The organism is Methylobacterium sp. ME121 (assembly GCF_000974725.1).
Taxonomy (GTDB): domain Bacteria; phylum Pseudomonadota; class Alphaproteobacteria; order Rhizobiales; family Beijerinckiaceae; genus Methylobacterium; species Methylobacterium radiotolerans.
On the sequence record NZ_BBUX01000030.1, the window covers coordinates 14561 to 35850 of the forward strand.

The 21290-nt window shown below is 70.3% G+C and carries 16 protein-coding genes and 1 pseudogene; 9 read left to right on the plus strand and 8 right to left on the minus strand.

Features of this window, described 5'->3' with window-relative positions; translation table 11 throughout:
• Positions 1–84: 84 nt before the first annotated feature.
• Genes ME121_RS18585 through ME121_RS18595 form a run of 3 tightly spaced genes read left to right on the plus strand, consistent with a single transcriptional unit; the run spans position 85 to position 2509 of the window.
• Complete coding sequence (locus ME121_RS18585; protein WP_043075260.1) at positions 85–777, plus strand: multiubiquitin domain-containing protein; 693 nt, start codon at positions 85–87, stop codon at positions 775–777.
• Complete coding sequence (locus tag ME121_RS18590; RefSeq protein ID WP_059409424.1) at positions 777–2171, plus strand: ThiF family adenylyltransferase; 1395 nt, start codon at positions 777–779, stop codon at positions 2169–2171. Before ME121_RS18585 ends, ME121_RS18590 begins: the two co-directional genes overlap by 1 nt.
• Positions 2172–2182: 11 nt before the next feature.
• The gene (locus ME121_RS18595; RefSeq protein ID WP_238195010.1) at positions 2183–2509 is read left to right on the plus strand and encodes a ubiquitination-like system serine protease family protein; all 327 of its coding nucleotides are present in this window, start codon (positions 2183–2185) and stop codon (positions 2507–2509) included.
• A 132-nt stretch (positions 2510–2641) separates the two neighbouring features.
• Here the strand turns inward: ME121_RS18595 and ME121_RS18600 are convergent, their stop codons facing one another.
• Positions 2642–3676: a phage exclusion protein Lit family protein gene (locus ME121_RS18600; protein WP_083374425.1), complete on the minus strand. Its 1035-nt coding sequence runs from the start codon at positions 3674–3676 to the stop codon at positions 2642–2644.
• A gap of 456 nt (positions 3677–4132) precedes the next feature.
• Between ME121_RS18600 and ME121_RS18605 the strand changes: the two genes are divergently transcribed.
• The 3 genes from ME121_RS18605 to ME121_RS18615 are packed head-to-tail and all read left to right on the plus strand — an operon-like array spanning position 4133 to position 6303.
• Positions 4133–4639 (plus strand): hypothetical protein, encoded by a 507-nt coding sequence (locus tag ME121_RS18605; protein WP_043075217.1) that lies wholly within the window; start codon positions 4133–4135, stop codon positions 4637–4639.
• On the plus strand, positions 4636–6087 hold the full coding sequence (locus tag ME121_RS18610; RefSeq protein ID WP_059409425.1) for a TniQ family protein: 1452 nt from the start codon (positions 4636–4638) through the stop codon (positions 6085–6087). Before ME121_RS18605 ends, ME121_RS18610 begins: the two co-directional genes overlap by 4 nt.
• Positions 6088–6303, plus strand: a complete 216-nt coding sequence (locus ME121_RS18615) for a hypothetical protein (RefSeq protein WP_059409426.1) — start codon at positions 6088–6090, stop codon at positions 6301–6303.
• A 13-nt stretch (positions 6304–6316) separates the two neighbouring features.
• Here the strand turns inward: ME121_RS18615 and ME121_RS18620 are convergent, their stop codons facing one another.
• From ME121_RS18620 to ME121_RS18635, 4 genes are all read right to left on the minus strand, one after another.
• Complete coding sequence (locus ME121_RS18620) at positions 6317–6979, minus strand: hypothetical protein (protein WP_059409427.1); 663 nt, start codon at positions 6977–6979, stop codon at positions 6317–6319.
• 262 nt (positions 6980–7241) lie between these two features.
• A complete protein-coding gene (locus ME121_RS18625; RefSeq protein ID WP_059409428.1) occupies positions 7242–7877 on the minus strand; it encodes a PAS domain-containing protein in 636 nt (211 codons plus the stop codon).
• 608 nt (positions 7878–8485) lie between these two features.
• A complete protein-coding gene (locus ME121_RS18630; protein ID WP_107645319.1) occupies positions 8486–9007 on the minus strand; it encodes a LysR substrate-binding domain-containing protein in 522 nt (173 codons plus the stop codon).
• A 295-nt stretch (positions 9008–9302) separates the two neighbouring features.
• Positions 9303–11984, minus strand: a complete 2682-nt coding sequence (locus ME121_RS18635) for a bifunctional diguanylate cyclase/phosphodiesterase (RefSeq protein WP_059409429.1) — start codon at positions 11982–11984, stop codon at positions 9303–9305.
• A gap of 741 nt (positions 11985–12725) precedes the next feature.
• On the opposite strand from ME121_RS18635, the gene ME121_RS18640 reads away from it, so the two are divergent.
• Positions 12726–13883 (plus strand): hypothetical protein, encoded by a 1158-nt coding sequence (locus ME121_RS18640; protein WP_491892850.1) that lies wholly within the window; start codon positions 12726–12728, stop codon positions 13881–13883.
• A gap of 231 nt (positions 13884–14114) precedes the next feature.
• Here ME121_RS18640 and ME121_RS18645 read toward each other — a convergent pair whose 3' ends face one another.
• Positions 14115–15614, minus strand: coding sequence for a zinc ribbon domain-containing protein (locus tag ME121_RS18645; protein ID WP_059409431.1), 1500 nt, complete (start codon positions 15612–15614; stop codon positions 14115–14117).
• Positions 15615–16135: 521 nt separating this feature from the next.
• Here ME121_RS18645 and ME121_RS18650 point away from each other — a divergent pair.
• On the plus strand, positions 16136–17128 hold the full coding sequence (locus ME121_RS18650) for a hypothetical protein (protein WP_143739281.1): 993 nt from the start codon (positions 16136–16138) through the stop codon (positions 17126–17128).
• Between the two features lie 309 nt (positions 17129–17437).
• Here ME121_RS18650 and ME121_RS18655 read toward each other — a convergent pair whose 3' ends face one another.
• On the minus strand, positions 17438–17716 hold the full coding sequence (locus ME121_RS18655; protein ID WP_043343706.1) for a metal-sensing transcriptional repressor: 279 nt from the start codon (positions 17714–17716) through the stop codon (positions 17438–17440).
• Positions 17717–18087: 371 nt separating this feature from the next.
• On the opposite strand from ME121_RS18655, the gene ME121_RS18660 reads away from it, so the two are divergent.
• A complete protein-coding gene (locus tag ME121_RS18660) occupies positions 18088–20424 on the plus strand; it encodes an nSTAND3 domain-containing NTPase (RefSeq protein WP_089231472.1) in 2337 nt (778 codons plus the stop codon).
• A 130-nt stretch (positions 20425–20554) separates the two neighbouring features.
• Here ME121_RS18660 and ME121_RS18665 read toward each other — a convergent pair.
• A pseudogene (locus ME121_RS18665) lies at positions 20555–21287 on the minus strand (cation transporter).
• Positions 21288–21290: the final 3 nt, after the last annotated feature.

Here is a 21290-nt window from a genome sequence, read left to right on the forward strand (position 1 = left end):
TTTCCGGATCCGCCGGTCCCTTTCGATCAACCTCTCGACGGTGCGGGGAGCACCCGACCCACCGAGAGATCGAAAGGAACAGTCATGACGACCAACGGCCACGACAACGACCGCGACGAGGACGGCACCCGCAAGGTCCAGGTCTATCGCTTCCGCATCGACAAGACGGAGTACGAGAACCCGCTTCCGGACCTGACCGGCCGCGACCTCCTCGTCATCGCCGGCAAGCACCACCCGGAGCGGTTCAAGCTCCTCCAGAAGATCGGCGCCACCATGAAGCCGATCGCCCTCGACGAGGTGGTGCACGTCAGCGACAAGGGCGAGGAGCGCTTCATCACCCTGCCGCTGGACCAGACCGAGGGGGAGCAGGCGCTCCCCCTTCGCCGGGACTTCGTGCTGCCCGAGGGCGATCGCGAGACCCTCGACGCCACGGGACTGCGCTGGGAGACCGTCCAGGACATGGGCGTCCCCCGCGTCGTGATCCGCGGCTATCCCGTCCGGGCCGGCTACGCGCCGGAACGGACGGACCTGATGCTGCGGCTCCTGCCGGGATACCCGACCTCGCAGATCGACATGTGGTACTTCCACCCGCCCCTGGCCCGCACGGACGGCGCGCAGATCCGGGCGCTCGTCGGTGACATCTTCGAGGGCAAGCACTGGCAGGGCTGGTCGCGCCACCGCACCGGCCTGAACCCCTGGCGGCCGGACATCGACGACATCGGCACCCACCTCGCCGTCGTCGAGCACAACCTCGCCAAGGAAGTGGGGGCCGCCTGATGCGCGTCACGCTCGCCCTCACCGGCGCCCAGCACGCCGCGATCCACGCCCACCTTTTCCCGGGGGATGGCCGCGAGGCCGTCGCCCTGATGCTGTGCGGTCGGGCCGTGTCGCCCGGCCGCACCAAGCTCGTCGTCCACGAGATCGTCCCGGTGCCCCACGAGGCTTGCCAGCGCACCCACCGGCGCGTCACCTGGCCAACCTCCTACCTCGAACCCTTGCTCGACAAGGCGGCGCGGCGCGGGATGGCGGTGGCGAAGATCCACTCCCATCCGGGCGGGAATCTCCACTTCAGCGAGGTCGACGACGAGGCCGACGCCGCCCTGTTCGGGAGCGTCCACGCCTGGGTCGACGACGGGGCCCCGCACCTCAGCGCCGTCATGGTGCCCTCGGGCGCCGTGCTGGCCCGCGCCCACAGGGCCGACGGGACGCATGGCGAACTGCATCACGTCTGCGTCGTGGGCGACGACATCCGCTTCTGGAGGCCGCCGGCGGACGCGGATCGCGAGATCCCCGAGTTCGCCCGGCGGCACGCGCAGGCCTTCGGACGCGGCACCTTCGAGGCTGTCCGTGGGCTCAAGCTCGGCGTAGTCGGTTGCTCCGGCACCGGCAGTCCACTCGTCGATCAGGTCGCCCGGCTCGGCGTCGGCGAGATCGTGCTCGTCGATCCGGACAAGGTCGAGGAGAAGAACCTCAATCGCATCGTCAACACGACGCGGGGCGACATCGGACGACCGAAGGTCGAGGTGCTCGCCGGCTTCGTCGAACGGCTCGGCCTGGGCTCGCGGGTCGAGGCCTTCGCCCACGACCTCTCCCACCCCGCCGCCCTGCATGCGATCTCGACCTGCGACGTCGTCTTCGGATGCATGGACGGCGTCGAGGGGCGTGATCTGCTGAACCGGCTCGCGACCTTTTACGGCCTGGCCTACTTCGATGTCGGCGTGATGCTCGACGCCGACGGACATGGGGGCATCGGGCAGATCTGCGGCTCGGTCCACTACCTGCAACCCGGACGCTCCAGCCTGCGGGGCCGGGGCCTCTACACGGACGGCATGCTGGAAGCCGAGAGCCTCCGCAGGCAGGATCCGGCGGCCTACGAGGACCGGCTCGCCCGCGGCTACATCCGTGGGGTTCCCGAGGACCGACCGGCGGTCGGGGCGCTGAACGGGCTCTTCTCCAGCCTGGCGGTCATGGAGTTCCTGCTGAGGCTGCATCCCTCGCGGCTCGACCCGAACGGCGGGTTCGCCACTCAGACGTTCAGCCTGACGGCCGGCTACTGGGAGAACCTGCCGGACGAGGGCGTCGACGAGGCGTTGGCCCGCTACGTCGGCCGCGGCGACATGGTGCCGTTCCTGAACCGGCCCGCCCTCGACATGCTCGCGAGGGCAGCGTGATGAGGGATGCCATGCTCTCGAAGATCCGGGCCGCCCTCGGCTGGGTCTCCCGTCGTCGGGGACGCCACACCGCCGCCTTCGTTGAGGAGGAGCCGGACGCGCTCGCCCCGCGCACCGTATACGTCGTGGGCGAGGACGGCCATCGCTGGTTCGCGGCTTTCGATTGCCCCTGCGGTTGCGGCGAGACCATCAAGCTCTCGCTCGTCCCCGGCGACCGTCCCGGCTGGAAGTTGAGGGATCATTGGGACGGCACCGCGTCGCTCGCACCCAGCGTCTGGCGCAAGGTCGGATGCAAGAGCCATTTCTGGCTCCGCAAGGGCAGGGTCGAGTGGTGCTGACCGCGACGCCGGCGTCGAAATCTCGTTAGGCGACGCCTCAAGCATGCCAAGCCATGCCCGAGAGCGCGACACACCCGGGCATGGCTTGGCCGGCCCGGGTCACCGGGATCTACGAGCCTTTCGAACCGCGCGTCAGCCTTTGAAGGCGGCCACCGCACGGCTCAGCCTGAACATCGCTTCCATCGCCGCGTCCTTGGCGGTCGGGACTTCCTGGTCCGGAGGCCATACGCCTTCCGGATCGACCAACACCTTGGTCACGTAAGAGAGCATCTCACAGGCGAAACTGTCATCCGCGAGTCTCAGGTCGCCGATCATCCTACCGATGCGATCCATCACGGGCGGATGCGTCGAGCTGTTTCCATGAGGGACGAGTTCGAATTGCGCCACCCAGGCAAGCCCGGTGAACATGCCGAGGGCACGCCGCTCCAGATCCAGCTCGGTCTCCGAGGGTCGCGTCTCCAGAGCCCTGCCCGGATCGACCTGCAACGATCCCTTCATCCAATGCGTGGCTTGCGCGTCGGCCTGGAATTCCTGTTCCTTGGCTTCGTGCGGCAACGGCTCGGCCACGGCATGATGGTTCAGCCTCAGATGAGCCAACTCGTGACGCATGATCCAGCCGAGTGCGTTCTCGAAGGTGCGGTTGCCGCCAAGGCTGGCACCGACGGCGTCGGGGTCCGGCACCGGAGCCCAATCGACCCAGCCGTCGAACTTGTTCCTGCTCAGTCTCGACGACAGTTCGAAGAGATGCAGCCCCTCCTCAAGCTCTCCGCCGATCGCAAGCTGCGGAGGGCCTGCGGTAGGGTCGGCTGTTCTCTGGGCCTCGAACATGGGACGTCCGACCCGAACGACCGCCTGGGAAAAAGCCCACAGGCTCGCAAGACCGTTCCAGGTGATCCTCACTGCAGGCGGGGGCGTCACGGCCGCGAACTCCGACCTGAAGGTCCGAGGAACTTCCAGAGCCAAGTCCTCAAGCTTCAAGGGCACTTCGGCCGGTGTCACGCCGGCATCGTCACAGCAGGCGAGGTACCATCGTTCGACGACGGGTCGGAATGTCGAGAACACCTGAGGAAGGCAACTCATGGATTTTGCTCTACGTGCGGCGCGGGACACGGCATCGAGTAGGTCGTGCCTGCCGCCGCCGATATGGCTAGGACGCCCATTGGCCATCAAGTATCGGCGGCTCGCACGCTCTCGGGGTGATCCGAGGCAACCCTTGGGCTAGGGCGCGAGCGAGCTTGGGGTTCGCGCGATCGGTAGAGAGCCCCCAGCGTCATCCCCGCTATCCACGGGAACGCATGAAAGGTAGTTCGGGAACTGCCAAATCTGTTGACGCCGATTCGCGGCGTTCTGTATGTGTTCTCGGCGCGTCGAAGGCGCTTCCTGTGCCCCCGCCGATGCGGAAGCACCCATACCGCCCTCGTAGCTGACGCTCGGGCGGCCCCAGCCTCGAAAGCCCTTCTATGCCCTGGACGTGCCCGCGAAAACGGGATCGCCGGCGTTCCCGCCGGTCCGCGACGCCCGTCGGCATAGCCGGCCGGCCGCGCATCCCTCGCCAGACCCAGAAACCTCCCGAGGCCTAGCTCGCCGCGTCAGCGGATGGCTGCCTCGCGCTTGGAGGCAGCCATGACCCGTCAGACCATCGAGAGCCGCATCCTCGGCAAGCGTCGCCCGCCGGCGGACCCCATCGATGTCGAGTTCCCCGTCGAAGCGGCCGACGACACCTACGTCGCCGCCTGCCTGAACGGCCTACGCCCCGCCCGCGACGTGCTTCCCACCGTGGCGCTCGCCGAAGCCCTTGGCCCCGCGGGTCTGCGCCGCCTGCGGGAAGCGGACGGCATCGCCGTCGTGGTCGAGGTTCCGAGCCCGGACTGGATCCCCGGCATCGAACTGGCGCTCCGGAGTCTCACCGATTTCGCCCACATCTGCTGCAGATCCGGCGCCTCACGCACTCAGGATAGACCGACGGAGGGCAATGAGAAGGTCGGGCGCCTGCTCTCGGACGGCGCGCGCGTCGCAGGCGTCTCGCAGAGCCCGGCGCGCTACCTGCCTGCGACCCTCGTCGCATCCGCCGACCTCTACGTCAGGATCGGGCCGATCTCCTGGCCAACCTGCGCCGGCCGACGCCGGTGAGCCGCTTCGACCTCGGTCGCTACACGCCCACGCACGCCGTCGGCGACAAGGCCGCGGAGGTCGGCGGTCACCGGCTCCCGCCCGGATCGGTCCTGACCTCCGCGACGAGGGTCTGCCCGCACTGCGTCGCGGAAGACCTCGCCCGGTTCGAGAACCCCACGAAGGCCCGGCCGTGGTCGAGGCTTGAATGGTTGCTGCTACCGGTCCGGGTCTGCGGCCGGCACGGGGCCGTGCTGGTCCACGTCGAGGCCGATGCGACGCTCCGGGCCGGTCACGACTTCTCGGCGACGTTGGCGCGCCGCGTGCTCCCCGTGCTCGACCGGCTCCGGGCGGAGGCTGAACCCGCCACTGGCACCGCCTTCGTGGACTGGTTCGTCGCCAGGCTCGATGGTATGCGCAATCCCGGCAACTGGCTCGACGACGTGCCCCTGCACGCCGCCTCGGCCTTCTGCGAGGGGCTCGGGACCTCGGTCCTTCACGGTCCGGGAACGCATCCCTCGGACATGGGCATGGCGGACCTCGCGCGGGCCGCGGAGGAGGGCTACCGCACCGCCGCGCAGGGGGCCGAGGCGGTCGGGAGCGCCCTCGACGGCATCGTCGGGCGCGTCCGTTTCGGGAAGCGCGGCTCCGTCGGCCATGGCAAGGTCTACGGGCGCGTCCACGCAGTCCTGCGGGCGAATCCCAAGGACGTCGCGTTCGAGAAATTCCGCCACGTCCTGCGGGAGCACGCCTTCGGGAGGCTCCCCATAAGCCCGGGGACCGCCTTCCTCGGCGTGCGGCTGGACGAGCGGCGCATGCACACGCAAAGGAGCGCCGCTTTTTCGAGCTCCCGGTCCGACGCCGGGCTGATCCGGCTGGTCGGCCCCGAGGCGGTCGCCGACGGGCGGCGGCTCTGGATCACCGTCAAGGAGTTCGGGAGGGTCGTCGCCGACGTCGAGGACCACCTCACGGCCAAGGACGTCGCCGCCAGGACCGGCTTCTCGGCGAAGCAGGTCGGGCACCTTGAGGAGGCGGGACTGCTGTCGCCCTTGCCCGAGGCCGACCGGAACGCGGGCTCGAAACGCCGATTCCTCCGTCCGGACGTCGACGCCTTCATGGCGAGGCTGTTCAGGAACGCGGTGCCGGTGGCCAACCCCGCCGAGCCGAGGATGACGATCGAGCGTGCGGCGCCCGGCTTGCGCGTCGGCACCGTCGAGATCCTGAACCTCATCCTCGACGAGCGGCTCGCATGGGTCGGACGCCATACGACGGGCGGACGCTACGGCGACCTCCTGATCGACCGCGACGAGCTATCCACGGTCCTCCAGGGCGCCGGCTCCCCCGACGACGTCACCGAGACCGAGGCGGCCGCCATGCTGGCCGGCGTGGACCCGGGGAGACTGTGGTGCCCGGTCAGGGAAGGGATGCTGGAATGGTCACCCGGATACCGCCCGCGCGATCCGCGGTGAGTGAGGGCGTTGACCAGGGCGAGCGTCGAGGCGTTCGCCTCGGAGTACGTCACCCTGAAGGAGGCGGCCGCCGTCCTGGGCCTCGCGCCCCAGCAGGCGATGCGTCGGCTCGCTGAAGCCGGCATCGGGGACGCGGCGGCGTACGACCGGGTCCGGATGAAGCTTTACCGACGCCGCGACCTGACGGCTTGCCTGTCGGCGGCCGACGCCGCATGACCGGCCGCGGCGTTCAGTGCATTCCGGGGGCGGCCGCCAAGGCCAGATCGAGGTCCGCCGGCGGATCGTACGACATCTGCATGATGCCGAAGGCCATGGCGGCGCAGCACATCCGGCTAGCGTCGTAACGGAGCTGGAACTCGGCAGCCTCCCAGGCATCGGCCGTGACGGGGGCGTCGCCCGAGATGTCGGCCCGGAGGAGGTCGAGTTCCTTCCGGATGTGATCCGCGTCGAACGCGACCTCCGGAACGCGGGAGACAAAGTGTTGCAGCATCCGCGGGTCGACCGGGATCTGATGCTCGTCGAACCGGAACCAGCGTAGCCCCGTCGCCGGATCCGGGGGCGGGACGTTGTCGCGCTGGGCGCACATCGACATCATCTCGACCACGCTCTCGATGGCCTCCGCCCGCGTCGCGACGGGCTCGGGGGTTCCGACGATCCTCGGGATGCCGTGCGGCAGTCCCTTGAACTCCAGGTCGGCGTGCCAGCCGCCGCCTTCCTGGTACAGGTGGACGCCGGCTGCCTTGGAAAGCTGCCAGTACGCCTCGGCGGCGGCGTAGACGTTGCTCAGGGCTTCCACCCGCACGCCCGTCACGTCCACGAGCTGGCCCTTCAGCTGCCTGAGCAGGGACGCCGCCTTCGCCCGGTTCTGCGGATTGCTATGCTTGTAGCCCATGGCGAAGCCTCGTCCCGCCCACGGCGGGAGCGCCGGCCGGTCAAGCGATTCTCTGATCCCGGGCTGCAACCCAAAAACTGTCCGAAGCCTCATCACATGTGAGGTTGCGCAGAGCCTCGAAACATGTGCGGATCTTTGGTGTTCGAGGCACGCAACTATGGTGTTGCTTGCCTCTCATCCCCTACGTTCTCAACGCGGAACATTGGGTCGGCTATCAGCGCCCGGATACTCGACTCAGACCGGGTCGGCGCGCGGGGCCGCTTCAGTGTACCTTGGAACCGCGCGATATGGCGGGCCTCGCGGCGTCCTCGTGAAGCGAGGCCGCGAGCTGGCGTCCGAGTTCGTGCAGCAAGGCGTCGACCAGCAGCCGCAGCCGCGCCGCCTTGTCCGCGTCCAGGGAGCGGATCAGGTCGCAGGCCTCGATCGCATTGTCCGCGATGCGTTCCAACACGGACCCCGACGTCTCGAAGGCCGCGAGGAAGTGCGCGGGGCCATCGATGCGGCTGTCTGTCCGGCTGTCGGTCACGTCGATGACGATCCCGCGCCCGCGCATCCCACCATCTACGTCCCGCTCGTAGTGTCCGCGGCCGAGAACCCAGCGCACGACGCCCGGCGCGGGCAGGATGCGGTGCTCCCATACGAACAGCCCGCCTTCTTCCCGCACGCTGCGGCGGCGCTCTGGGTCCCGGGCCACGTCCTCGGGATGGAAGATTGAAAGGAGGTGCGCGCGCGAGATGCCGTCTGTGACCGCCGCGCCGGACAGCCCGAACATCCGTGCCATCACCTCGTCGGCGCGGACCCGGTCGGCGTCGACGTCTTCTTCCCACAGGCCGATGTCGAGCGTCGTGAGCGGCAGGGAGGCCGCCGAGAGATGGGCGTCCGCTGATCGGCGTGGCATGCTCTGTCCAGGTTCCAAGACCGCCGAAGGCATTTGAAACACAACCCAGGGCTGCGGAGCAATCCGAAAGGCAGCTTTCGTACGACGGGTCGAGGTGGCCATGCTGTGTTTGAGCGCGTCAGGCTAGGCATTGGCCGAAACGCGGCTTCGCGGGGCATGGGCTCAGGCTTCCCAGACAAGCTTCGCCCAGGTTTCGTGCACAGCCGCTTGCATCTGCCGCGGCAGCGCTCGACGCATGCCAGCTCTCGGATCCGGACCATGCCAGCTGCGCGGATTGCGATCGTCGCTTCCGGTAGGCGGCCATTCGTGGCTAGCCCGGAAAATCAAAGCAGGCTCAGAAGCGGAAGCTGACCCGCTCCACGCAACCGGACGTTCAGACTACGACCCATGTCAGCCATGAGAACGAGTGTCGGCGCTTGCCAAAAGCAGACACTTGCGGAGTATCAAAAGTTTGTATTTGGCGTACATAGTAACAAATCATTGAACGCCCTTAGACGCTAATCTGCTTGTGGCGCGGTTATCTATACACGCACATCAAAAAGATTTAAAGCACCAATAAACATAGCAGATTTGATGCCGTATTGATGTGCTGGATCAGAGCCTTGGGCTTATCGAGCCATCGAAGGCGCTGCGGGGGAAGAGGGAGGCGAGAACCACGGCACGAGCGCGTGAATGCGGGGCAGCTCTCGCTGGATGATCGCGGCCCGAGCCAGCTCGGCGATCCGGGGTGCCAATGAGACCAGATAACCTCGGCGCGTGACCAGCAGCGGCTCCCGGGAAAACCCCGGACCGGGCAGGGGCAGGACGCTGACGTGGCTGGCATGCGCGATGCCCTGCAGCAGGCACAGGGGCGTGGTGATGGCGACCCCCATGCCGGTCGCCACCATCGCGACGAGACTGTCCGACGTGTCGAACTCGAACGCCCGTGGAGGCCGGAGACCCGAGCGGCTGAGGTGCCGTTCGACCTGCCCGCCGACATAGGAGCGCTCGCTGTGCCGGACGCGACGATGCTTCTCGAAGATCGCGGCCAATTCCTGCCCTTCGAGTTCCTCCCTGAGCCCGCGCGGCACGACCAGCACGTAGGGCTCCCGGTAGAACGGAAACCGCTCGATGTCGTCGAGGTCGGACATCTATCGCAGGTGATCGCGGCGTCGATGGACCGGCGGAGGAGCGCCTCGGAATGGGCCGCCCTGCCACCGTTCTGACGCCACGGTCGCTGAAGGACGAGCGCTTCGCTCGATCGCGCCAGCAGTGGATGCCGAGCGTCAGAACCGCCCCCCGGATGAAGACTTCGGCGGCATCGGAAAAAGATCGATGGCACCCCTGAACGGCATGTGCCTGCTGACAGGTCGCGCCCAGGTCAGCGCTCGCGTCGCGGGTGCCGGCGCCGCCTTCCGCCGAGCGTTCGGTGCACCGGCTGCGCGCCTACGCGACGCGAAGGTCCACCTCCGCAGCGAGCAGCGGGAGATACTCCGCTATCGGCCGTGGCATGCCGCGCAGATAGCCCTGCATCTCCGCGCAGCGGTGCCGCCGCAGGAATGCGAGCTGCTCCTCCGTCTCGATCCCTTCGGCGATAACCGGGACGCCGAGGCTCTCGCCGAGGCTGATGATCGCGCGCACGATCGCGCCACCCTTGCTCGTGACGCCGACTTGGCCCACGAACGAGCGATCGATCTTGATCTTGTCGAAGGGGAATGCCTGCAGCGTGGCCAGCGACGAGTAGCCGGTCCCGAAGTCGTCCATGGAGATGCGCACCCCGAGCGCCTTGAGGTCGCCCAGCACCTCCTGCGAGCGCGCCGCGCTATTGAGGAACAGGCTCTCGGTCACCTCCAGTTCCAGGCGATCGGGCCGCAGTCCCGTCTCCGCGAGCGCTTGCCTGACCACGTCGCACAGTTCGGCCTGCCGGAACTGCGCAATCGAGAGGTTGACGGCGATGCCGAGGGGCAGCCCCCAGGTTGCAGCCTCGCGGCAGGCCTCCCGCAGCACCCATTCGCCGAGCGGCAGGATCGCGCCTGTCTCCTCGGCGAGCGGCACGAACAGCGTCGGCGGGATCGCTCCCCGGATCGGGTGCGTCCAGCGCAGGAGGGCCTCGAAGCCGCAGGCGCGGCCCGTGGCGACCTCGAACTGCGGTTGGTAATGCAGCGCGAACTGCGGGGTGCCGATGGCCGCGCGTAGGTCGAGCGCCAGCTGATGCCGTTCGCGCGCCGCGGCGTCCATCTCCGGCTTGAAGAAACGGTAGCCCCCCTTGCCGTCACGCTTGGCGCGCACCAACGCCATGTCGGACGCGGAGAGAAGGCGTTCGCAGGTGTCGCCGTCGCGCGGGAACGAAGCGATTCCGACGCTGCAGCCGACGTCGATCCGCCGCTCGCCGTCCGCCAAGGGCGCGCCCAGCGCGTCGATGACGGCCCGTGCGGTCGTGGCGGGCGTCCTGCGGCCATCGAGGCCGGTCGCGAGCACGGCGAACTCGTCGCCTCCCAGGCGCGCGGCGACGCAGCGTTCGCCCAGCAGCCCCCGCAGTCGTTTGGCGACCTCGACGAGCAGGCGGTCCCCGGCGGGATGGCCGAACAGGTCGTTCACCTGCTTGAACCCGTCGAGGTCGAGGCAGAGGAGCGCGGCCTCCTGCCCCGTCCCGGCGCAGATCGCCAGCTCGCGGGCTACCACGTCCGCGAACTGCACGCGATTCGGCAGCTCGGTCAGGGCGTCGTGCCGCGCGAGGAAGCCGAGGCGCTCCTCGCTCCTGCGGCGCTCCGTGACGTCCTCGTGCGTGCAGATCCACCCCCCGCCGGGAACGGGCACGCGCATGACGCTGACGTCCCGGTCGTCGGACAGGCGGACGACGGAGGCCGTCAACGAAGGGGCGTCCGAACCCGGCGGGGTGACGACCATGTCCCAGTCGCCTCCCGCTTCCCCCCGCAGCGACAGGACGACCCGGCGGAGGTCTTCCGCCTTCGCGCCTGGCTCGCGAAGATGGCGCGGGACCGCGTACAGTTCGGCGAAGCGCTGGTTCATGACGACCAGCCGCCTGTCGGCGTCGAAGAGGCAGAGGCCCTGGATCATGTTGTCGAGCGCGAAGCCGAAGCGCTCGCAATGCTCACGCAGGTCGCGTTCGCCGCGGGCGCGCTCCTCGGCGGCGGCGGCGCGCCGCAAGGCGCGGGCCTGACGGAGGAAGAGGGCGGACAGGGCGGCGATGCATGACACCAGGAGCGCCGCCGACGCGCCGACGACGAAAGCCTGGCGCCGGACGGGGGCGAGGCTCGCCTCCACCGTCCGGCTGACGCTGAGGATGAGCGGGTAGCGGGCGAGGGCCTTCGTCGCGACGAGGCGCTCGTGGCCGTCGATCGGGCTGACGTTGCGCAGGACGCCGCCCGCCCGGTCCCGCGCGGCGATCAGCGCAGCCGCCGCGGTGGGCAGGACCTTGCCGATCGTGGCCGCCCGGTGCGGGTGGCGCACGAGCAGCATGCCGTCGTCGCGGAAGACCGAGACGACGGCGTCGTCGGTCGGCGAGATCTGCCGGTAGAGGCCCTCGAAGTAGCCGAGTTCTACCGCGCCGAGCACGAGGCCGAGGAACGTCCCGTCGGAGGCTGAGACCTTGCGGGCGACGTAGATCGTCCATGCGCCGTCGCCGCGATTCCGAACCGGTCGGCCGACGAAACGTCCGCGCCCCGGGTCCGCGGCGAGCGCCTTGAAGTAGTCTCGGTCCGCGATGTTGACGTCGGGGATCGGCCAGTAGCGGCTGAAGTTCAGCAGTTTGCCGGCGTGGTCGACGATCGTGATCGCGTTGACCTGCGGGAGCGCGGCGATGCGGGCCCTGAGGGCCAGGTGGAGGTCCTGCCGGCCCGCCGCCGCCGCGTACTCCTCGGACGTGGCGACGCCCGCCTCGCGCAAGCCGTCGATGACGGCATCCTGCACCATCTCCATCGCCTGCAGGGAGCGGTCGGCCTGGTCGGCGAGGACGGCCGAAAGCCCGACCAGGCCGCGCTCGACGTCCTGAACGGCCTGCCGGTTCATGTCGACCACGAGCAGCGCCGCGGCCGACGCGATCGCCAGGGCCAATGCGGCCAGCGCGGCGGCGAGAGCCGCGCCGGGGCGAAGCGCGGAGGCGAGCATCGACCGAGGTCCCGGCACCGGCAACAGGCTCCCCTTATGTCTTCGCACGTCCCGGCTGCCTTCTGGGGCCGGGTGCGTTGAGAATCTTACCGGTCGATCGACTTCCCCTGGCCGAGCCTCGAATACGATGAACCATGCGTTACGGTGGTGCTCGAAGCGCTCCCCGCGACCCGCGCGACCTTCGGTTCGGAGACCGGCACCGGCCGCGATGGCGCCCAATGCGTCCTCCGGCGCCGTCGCGCGCGCGTGATGGCGCCGGGCGCGCTTGACGCCCGGCTATCCTGCCACGTCCATGGCGGGTGCGGGGGGGCCGGCGCGAGATCCGTCGACCGGCATGAAATTGGAGCGGGTTGGAGATGGCTACGTCAGAGGCCGGCATGATCAGGGCCGACCTGCGCTTGCCCGACGTCCCGGGCCTCGATGATGCCGGGCTCGCGCATTGGTTCCCGGGCTTCGACGGGCAATGGACGGAGCAGACCAAGACGTTGCTGCGGGCGCATGGCGCCACCGGACTGGACCTGAACGCGAATTGGGCCGGCGTGCCGGCCGACTGGCACTGCACATGCTGTCGCAGGCCCAAGCCGATGATCGTGCGCAAGGCACGGAACGGGGTCCTGCTCGCGCATCTCGACCTGCATCACGACCACCTCCGGGATCACCTGCAGAGCCTGGTCGGCGCATGGGTGGGCGTCCCCCCGGGTGGAGGGCGCCGGCGCCGGGTCGGCCCATGCCGGCGAGCACATGCGTGCGCTGGTGGTGCGCTTCCGCGACACGCTCGTTTGCGACGCGTGCAACGCGGCGGACGGCACCGCGAAGCGGCTGCTGGGATCGGAGATCCACCCCGCCTTCTCCTTCTCCCCGGCTGAGATCGGCCGGTTCATCCGGCCGCGGTCCAATGCGCTCCACGAGGTCGACGTGGAGGCGGCCTGCCGCACCTGGAGCGAGGTCAGGCATGGTTTCGAGGACCGGCTGGCGTTCGCCGCGCTCCTGGTCGAGCGGCTGGCCTCGGGGAGTTTCGCTCAGGAGCGCGGGCCGGACGCGGTCATGGCGTTCGCCAGGCCGGCGGACGAACGAATGATCGACCGTTGGGTCCGCGACGACCCGGACCTGCATGCGATGCGGACCTGGCAATTGGGGATCGAGGCGCGGTTGCGCGCCAGGTCCGTGCGCCGCGACGCTGTCGGCAACTCGGGACGGGCGCGCAAGCCGGTCGCCGGGCGGCGTCCCACCGCCGCCGACATCGCCGCGTTCGAGAGACAGGCCGGGAAGGGCTGGCAGCGGACGCCGCCCGATTGGGCCTGCCCGTGCTGCGGCCGTGGCAAGCCCGCGATCCTGCGTATCTCCGGCGGCGGCAAATGGTTCGCGGAGCTGCGCACCCATTCGCATCTTGAGCTGGAGACCGACCCGCAGAGCCGGGAGTTCAGGCATGCGCTCTACGGCCACGGCGGCGCCGGGCTCGTCGTGGCGTTGCGCCGGCAGGTATACGTCTGCTCGGACTGCGGCGACGTCTCCTCCAGGCTGCAGTCCGCCCGCCCCGTCGTGGATCGGAGACCTACGCTGACGCTGGAGGACATGCGCGAATGCCTCGGCGAGGTGCGCGACAACGAGAAGCCCGAGATCGATGTCGCGAAGGCGGAGGCGTGCGACCGGGCCAATCTGGCCTTGGCCGTGGCCGAGGCCGAGTTCGTCCGCCATCGGTCGCTGGCCATCGATCTCTGGGTCCTGCGGCTGAAGTTCGGCAGGCACCCCGACATCGCCGCCGCCCTGACGGGCCGGGCCCGGTCGGAAGGGCTCGACGTCGAGGCCATCCCGGCCGCGATGCGTTGGCTCCTGCGGCAAGGGGAGGCGCTTCATGCCGCGCATGTGCAGGAGATCGAGCAGGGCCGGCCCGCCGGGTGATCGGCCGTAGGGACGAGGGCGGTTCGGGACCGGGGGCGGCACCCCGGTCGCCGCGCCCGCGCTGGACCTGTTCCCCGGGCCGGTCATGCCCCGCCTTCCGCGGCGGCGGCCGTCATCGGGGAAGCCACTATTTAGAGGCAGGTGGCGCTCGTGGCATCGACGACGCAGGATGCTACTTCCCGCAGCGTCTTCGCCCACTGAGCGCGGAGGCTTGAAGCGGCGCCCGAACGCTCAGAGATCTGGGGGCTGCATGTCCGCGTCCTGGAGAACCTCGATCGTCCGCCGGTCGAACAGAAGCGTCGTCGGCCCCTGCCCGCGGTCGAGCCGTGCGCACGGCCGGATCCTGTCGCTCAGCAGGTGCCGGATGGCCCGCGCGCGATCGTGGTGGCGGGACCCGCGGCGCAGGGCCCGCGACGCGTCGTCGAAGGTCATATGGTCCGCGGTCCGGCGACCCACCGTCGGGACATCGTACCGCAACGACGCCGCCAGGCGTTCGAGGGCGCTCCGGACGAAGCGACCGCGGGTCGCCTCGCCTTCGGCCCAAGGGACCCGCGGGAGGATGTCCATACCCGCAAGCGCCGACAGCGTCCGCGTGTCGAGGTCGAGGATGCGCCTCGCCTCGGGGACCGACACGGAGGCTTCGACCGCGTCCCTGAGCCTGGCGAACTCCTCCGCGCTGCATTCTCGCTCGCCCGCGGCGGCGAGGCCGGCGTGCCGCAAGAGACGATCCAGGATCGTCGGGTCGAGGCCGAGCCGGCGCCCCAGGGCGAGGCGGTGCTCCTGGACCACCGGCGCGAGGGTCTCCCCGAGCAGGGGGAGCTCGCGCGACACGACCCAGGCGGATCGGACGTGGGACAGGAGCGCGTCCCTGATCGGACCGGTCGCATCGCCGGGATGCGCTGCGAGCCAGCCCAGCAGCGGGTCGAGCAACCGGCGCAGGCGCCGGCCGTCGAGGTGGGGAGACGGTGGCTCCAGCCCGAGGAGGCCGGCCCGCAGCGCGCGGCCCCCGTCCCCGACAAGGCCGAAGCCGAGGGCCGCGCGCGCGCGGTCGACCTGCGGGCTGCTCCTGGACGCCGAACGAGGGCTCAGCGTCTCGCCGACCGCCAGGACGCATGAGAGCGCGTCGGTGAGCGGCATGGCGTCGAGGATCGCGGCGGGACGCGCCGGACCGAAGCCCAGCCGACCGACCAGGTAGGCTTCCCAGCCCGCGTCGGGGGCCGAGGCCCCCGACGCGGCGAGAAGGTCGTGACCGCAGGACGAGCACACGCGCGGGGGGCGATCGCGCCAAGCGAGGGGCGATCCGCATCCCGGGCAGGCGTCGAGCAAGGCGCAGCCATGGCGTTCGCAGCGGTCGACGGCCCGAAGGTCCCACCACGTCCGACGGTACTTCCAGAGCGTTGCTGCGTCATCATCGCCGTTCGAATCCTGTACCAGGCACGGGATGCAGACGCGCTTCGAAGGCGCCCAGCCCCGGAACGGCACGACGAAGCCGCCGAGCCGCATGCCGCGGGCCTCCCGCACGAACGTCGCGTCGGTCAACGACCGGGCTTCCAGGCCGAGCAACTCGCCGACCCGGTCCACGCCTACGCCGTGCCGCAAGGCCTTGCGATCGATTCCCAGCGAGCGGGCCAGCCGGTCGCCGTCGGCATCGCCCAAACGGGCGGCCAGCCGCTCGAACGCCTCGTACGCGGGCTCCCCCGGCCGCGGCGGAACGCGGATCGCATGTGGCATGGTGATGGCGTGCTGACGAAACCGGCCTGACGCCCGATCCCAAGGGTGGTTCCCCCTTCGGCGTCAAGCCTTCAGCCGCGCGGCCCGGCTAGGGGCAGCTCCACCCATCCGCGCGCCGAGGCAAGATCGGGCACCGGGAAGAAGGGCCGGCCGGCCGGCGTCACCCCCATCCACGGCTGGCGAGCGACGTCCGCGAGCGGGCCGGCCGACGGGGCCGGGACCGCACGGTTGCGTCGCTTCTCGTCCTGACCCGATCCCTGGCCAACCCGGCCGGGGCGACGCCCGCATCGGCGGCGCTGCGGCGATGAAGGTCATCGACCCTCGAACCGCGGCTCCATGCCGAGGCCACCCGATACGTGCCGTCGCGGCGGCCGGGCACGGTTCCTCGCGTCGGATCCCCGCCGCCGCCAGTCGCCGGCGCGCGCTCCCCCGGAATCGACGCTTCGGTGACAGGCCTCTATAGACGCGCCGCGCCCAGGGGGCGGGCGATCCCCCCGCCGATGACGGAACGGAAGGACAGGATGCAGACGCAGCACGGTCTCGCGGGGGCCAACACCGAGGCGTCGTTGCGGTTTCATCGCTTTCACGAGAGGCTCAACCGTTCCCTCAAGACGCAGGTCATCGGGCTGGGGATGCTCAAGGACGCGATCGACAAGGGCGAGACCCGCGACGGCATCAAGGAGATCCTGTACGCCCAGAACGACCTCTGGGGCGGGATGCCGGACTGGGGCCGCCCGCAAGAGCTGATCGACGAGGGGAGGCTGGATATCGGGCGAGCGGGCGTCGTTCGCGGCTTCTCGGCGTTCGACCTGTTCCTGGACAACCTGAGCGCCGAGCTGGACAGCTACGGCCGCTTCCGCGGGGCCAAGCCGAAGCCCAAGGGGCGTCTCCCTGCCAGGCAGGGTGGCGACGGCACCGACGACGGAGCGGCCGCGGCCGAGGCTGGGCTGACCAGATACTATGAGCGGATCGGCGCCGACCTCGACGGCGTCAAGTTCCTGCTGCCCCTGTACGTATACTTTCGTGTCGCTCGCAACTGCATCGCGCACCGCGACGCGATCGCGAGCGGCGCGGCGGAAGAGCTCTCGCGAGGGGACGGGATCCGAGATGCGCTGGAGGCGTGGCCGGATCACACCGACGATATGCGCGTGCCGGAGATACTGCCGCTCAAGGAGGGTGCGGAGATCCTCTTCACCCACAGGCAGGCCCTCTCGAACTCTTCGATCCTGAGGCTGATAGCCATGGACGTCAACGAGAAGGCCTTGACCATATTGGGGGTCGAGGGCGTCGTTTACGCCGCGGCAAAACGCTTGCTTTCCATTCCGTCGGCGAACGATCCCGAGATCAGGAGAAGCATGCCGGCGACGATAAATTACATACTCTCGGATCGGTACAGGGTCAGGAATGTCGACTCGTTGGGTGCATCCAGGATCCTGTCCTCGCTCGGCATGAGCAAGAGGTGCGAGCGAAGGTTCCAGTCGCTTGTGGGTCCTGCAGGGATCGGCGGTGGCTGACGGGGCGCCGCGATCGGCGACGGACGGCCCGGCGCCGTAGGCCCGTCGGGCGCCCGGGACCCTTTTCTGCCGCTGGGCGGCGCCCCGGGCGAGGGCGTGAGCCGGCACCGCTGCGTCCGCCGTGGTTCGCGTCGGCGCACCTTGCCGACGGACGGGAACTCGATCCGGGGGACCCGGCCGCGGCGCCGGGGCGCGCGTCCGCCGAAACCTCGCGTCCTGCCGTCGATGAACGCCTCGGTCGGACGATGGCCGTGCCAGGCACACGTCCCCGGGCAGCCGCTGCTGGCGAGATCCGGATTCGGCGCCCGGTCACTTCATGTACGTCCGGATCGCCTTGATCAGGACGCTCGCCCCGTCGGCTCGGCCCGGGTCCGGGTCGGTCGCCGGGTCCGCCAGGGTCCGGCGGACGTGCCGTTCCATCACCTCGGCCGTCAGGCCGTCGATCGCCCCGCTCAACGCCGACAGGAGCATGAGCAGCTCCAGGGTGTCGCCCTCGTCGACGATCGACCGCTCCACGGCCCCAGCCTGTCCCATGACCCGGCGGATGCGCGCGACGAGCTTCGCCTTGCCTGCGTCCGTATCCCCCACGTCACGGTCCTCCCGCCGCACCATAGGCTGAGCCGGACGGGGCCGTCGACCCTGGGGCGACAGGGCGGCGGGAGGCGCCGATGCGGGAGACCGGGAGGGCCGGCGCCCGGCATCCGTGGGCCCGTGGCGGACCGGACGCGCCGCGGGCGAGCGGGGAGGCGACGCCGCTCGGCGAAGGGGCATGCCCGGTCATCGTCCCCGCGGGCCGAAGGGGACTCCCGACCTAGCCGAGCATCGGGGGGCATCGTCCGCGGCCCCGTCGCGCCGGGCTTTCCAGTGCGGCGGCCGAATGCGCTATCGAATGGGTAGGCGATGCCGGCCTATCCTTCGGGCCTGGGCGAATGATTGCTGCCCTGGGTCGGAGGGACGGCATGGCCGGTACGATGCGGGTGCGGGCCGAGGGGCCCTGGAGCGACCTCGCCCTGCATACGATCGGGTGGAAGGCCTTCCAGGATCTATGCGCGCAGGTCTGCGAGGAGGTGCTGCGGCGCCCGGTCCAGGTCTATCGGGAGGCGCAGGACGGCGGGCAGGACGCGGTGTTCCTGTCGGGGCCGGGCGGCGGCCACGACGCGACGATCCAGTGCAAGCACTCGGCGGACGGACGGAGGCGCCTGAGGGTGGGGGACATCGCCGCGGAGCTCGCCAGCGTCGACCGGCTCGTCGCCCTGGGGCAGGCGAAGACCTACATCCTGATGACCAGCATGGGCGTGGACGCCCCGGTGGCTTGCGCGATACGCGCGCGGCTTCGTGCGCGGGGCGTCGCGAGGCCGCACGTCCTCGGCCGGGAATGGCTGATCCGGTCGATACGTGCGCGCGCCCGCCTGCGCGCCCTCGTCCCGCAGGTCTACGGCCTCGGCGACCTCGGGGCGATCCTGGACGAGCGCATGGCGGCGCAGTCGCGCGCGCTGCTGGAGCAGTGGCTGCCGAAGCTGCGTTCGTACGTGCCGACCGAGGCGCACCGCCGTGCCGTCCACGCCCTGAACGAGCACGGAGCCGTCCTGCTCCTTGGCAACCCCTCGGCGGGCAAGTCGACCATCGGCGCCATCCTCTCGGCGATGGCGAGCGAGGAGGCGGGCTGCACGGTGCTGCACCTGACCGGGCCGCGGGAGCTCGGTGACGGCTGGAATCCGAACGATCGGAAGCGCTTCTTCTGGATCGACGACGCTTTCGGCCCGAACGTCATGCGGGACGAGTACGTCCAGGACTGGAGTTCCGCCTTCCGGAAGATCGAGGCGGCCCTGTCGCACGGCAACCGCTTCCTGCTCACCTCGCGCCGCCACATCTATCAGCGCGCCAAGCCGCTCCTTGGGCAGCGCAACCTCGCCGCCTTCGTCGACGGGCGGGCGGTCGTCGACGTCGGTGCGCTCACGGGTGCCGAGAGGGCGCAGATCCTGTACAACCACGTCGCGTTCGGCGGCCAGGCGCCGGCATGGAAGGCGTCGGTCAAGCCCTGCCTCGACGCCGTGGCCGAGGTCGACGGCTTCCTGCCCGGCGTCGCCGAGCGTCTCGGCGACCCGGCGTTCACGCGGGGCCTGCGACCGACCGTGGAGGGTCTCCTCCGGTTCATGCGCGAGCCGCGCGAGCACCTCGTCGAGACCATCGGCTCCCTGGGCGACACGCTGCGCGCCGCCCTGATGCTCGTCTACGTCCATCAGGGGCGACTGTCGGCCGACGGCTGGGACGACGACACGAGCCGGGCCGTGGCGGACCTGCTCGGCGTCCGCCTGGCCGACGTGCGCAACCGCATCGCCGAGCTGGCAGGCTCGTTCGTCGTCGAGCGGTCGGCCGGCGGCGGAACCTGGACGTTCTCCCATCCGACCATCGGCGACGCCCTGACCGAGATCCTGCGCGGGCAGGCCCACATGGTCGCGGCGCTGCTGCGCGGCATCGCCCCCGAGAACATCCTGTCCGGTTTCGTCTCGGAGGGGATGCCGGCCGCCAGGGACGCCGGCATCATCCCGGCGTCGATGAACGACGTCGTCGCCGCCAGGATCGCCGGAGTGGAGGACAGACAGGACACCAACCGCTCGCTGTTCCTCTTTCTGGCGCGCCGGGCCAGCGATGACCTGCTCGCCCGCGTGGTCGCGGCGGACCCGGGACTCCTGGACAGGGCGACCTGGCGGACCGAGCGCGCCGCCGACGACCCGTGGCTCAATCTCGTCGCGCGGGCGCACCGGCTTCGTCTCCTCCCGGAGACGGTCCGGGCCCGGGCGGCGGCCGAGCTCGCAGCCGCGGCCGTCGAGGGCTTCGAGCTCTCGTTCCTGCCGGATCCCGGATTCCTGGCGCTGTTGCCGCCCGGCGGCCTCGTCGCGCTCGGGCTGGAACTCAGGACGCGCGCCCTGCCGGCGGTCGCCGGCCTGATCCGGCAGGCGGCGGCCACGGCCGATCCCGAGGAGGACCCTGACAGGAACTTCGAGCGCTTCGAGGAGGGGTTCGGCGCGCTCGCCGACATCGGCGTGCTCGACGACGGGGCCGAGGAACTCATCGAGGAGGCGCGCGACCTCATGGCGGAAGCCGTCCACGATCTCGTGCAGCGACGGCGGGAGCGGCACGCCTTGACCGAGCCCGGCGACGAGGAGGAGGAATGGGCCTTCGCCTCCGCGACCACGATCCCCGAGATCGCCGCCGCCCCGCCGCCGCCGCGGGAGCGGCCTCGGAGGTCGATCTTCAGCGACGTCGACCGAACCGATCCGACGGACGGCCGGTGAGACGCGCCGGTTCGGCCGGTTCGGCGGCCGCACCGAGGCCCACGTCCCGGCGGTCGCCGGCCCATGCCACGTCGCAACGCTCCGGCCGACGGAGCCCAGTCAGTCCGCGCTTGGCACCGGTCCGTATCGGCTACTCCACCGGCGCCGGGCGCACCCGCTCGCCCTCGCGGTACTCCGACCATGCCCGCCTTGGCAACTGCGCGGAGGAGGTGAGGAACATGCCGGGCACGAGGGCGGCGGCCGGAAGGTCGGGCCACGCGGTCGAGGTGCCCCGCACCGCCAGCACCGCGCCCATGACGATGACATTGCCGATCGCGTCGTTGCGCGAGCACGACCAGAAGCGAGCGCATGTTCGCACCGCCATCCTTGTACGGGCTCGGGAGCAGCACCGAGGCAGCGTTGACCGCCAGCGCCAGCACGCCGGCCAGACCCATGACCTCCGCCTTCGGCAGGCCGAGGGCCAGCGTCTGGCAGACCGTCGAGCCGAACGCCATCAGCGACGGCGGCACGCCCGTGGTGAGCGCGGCCGACGCACGGGTGCGCAGGCTCGCTCCGATCACCGCCAGCCAGAGGCCGTAGGTCACCGTGTCGGCGAGCAAGGCCAACGCGTCGGCCTGAGCGCCTGAGACCCAGCGAGCCGGCCCGCCGCCATCTCTCCGAGGAACAACGCCCCGTTCCGGGCCGATCACCGTCCAGAGGATGCGCTTGTGGCGTGGGTTCCCGCCATCGAAGACCGGGACGCCGCCGGTGCAGCACGCAGCGGCCGCCGCGCCGTGGGCGATGGCGGGGGAGGGATGTCCCGCCGGTGCGGGCGCGGGTGGTTGGCAGCGGGCAACGCGTCTTTCGCAGCAGCCGTCGGCTATGGG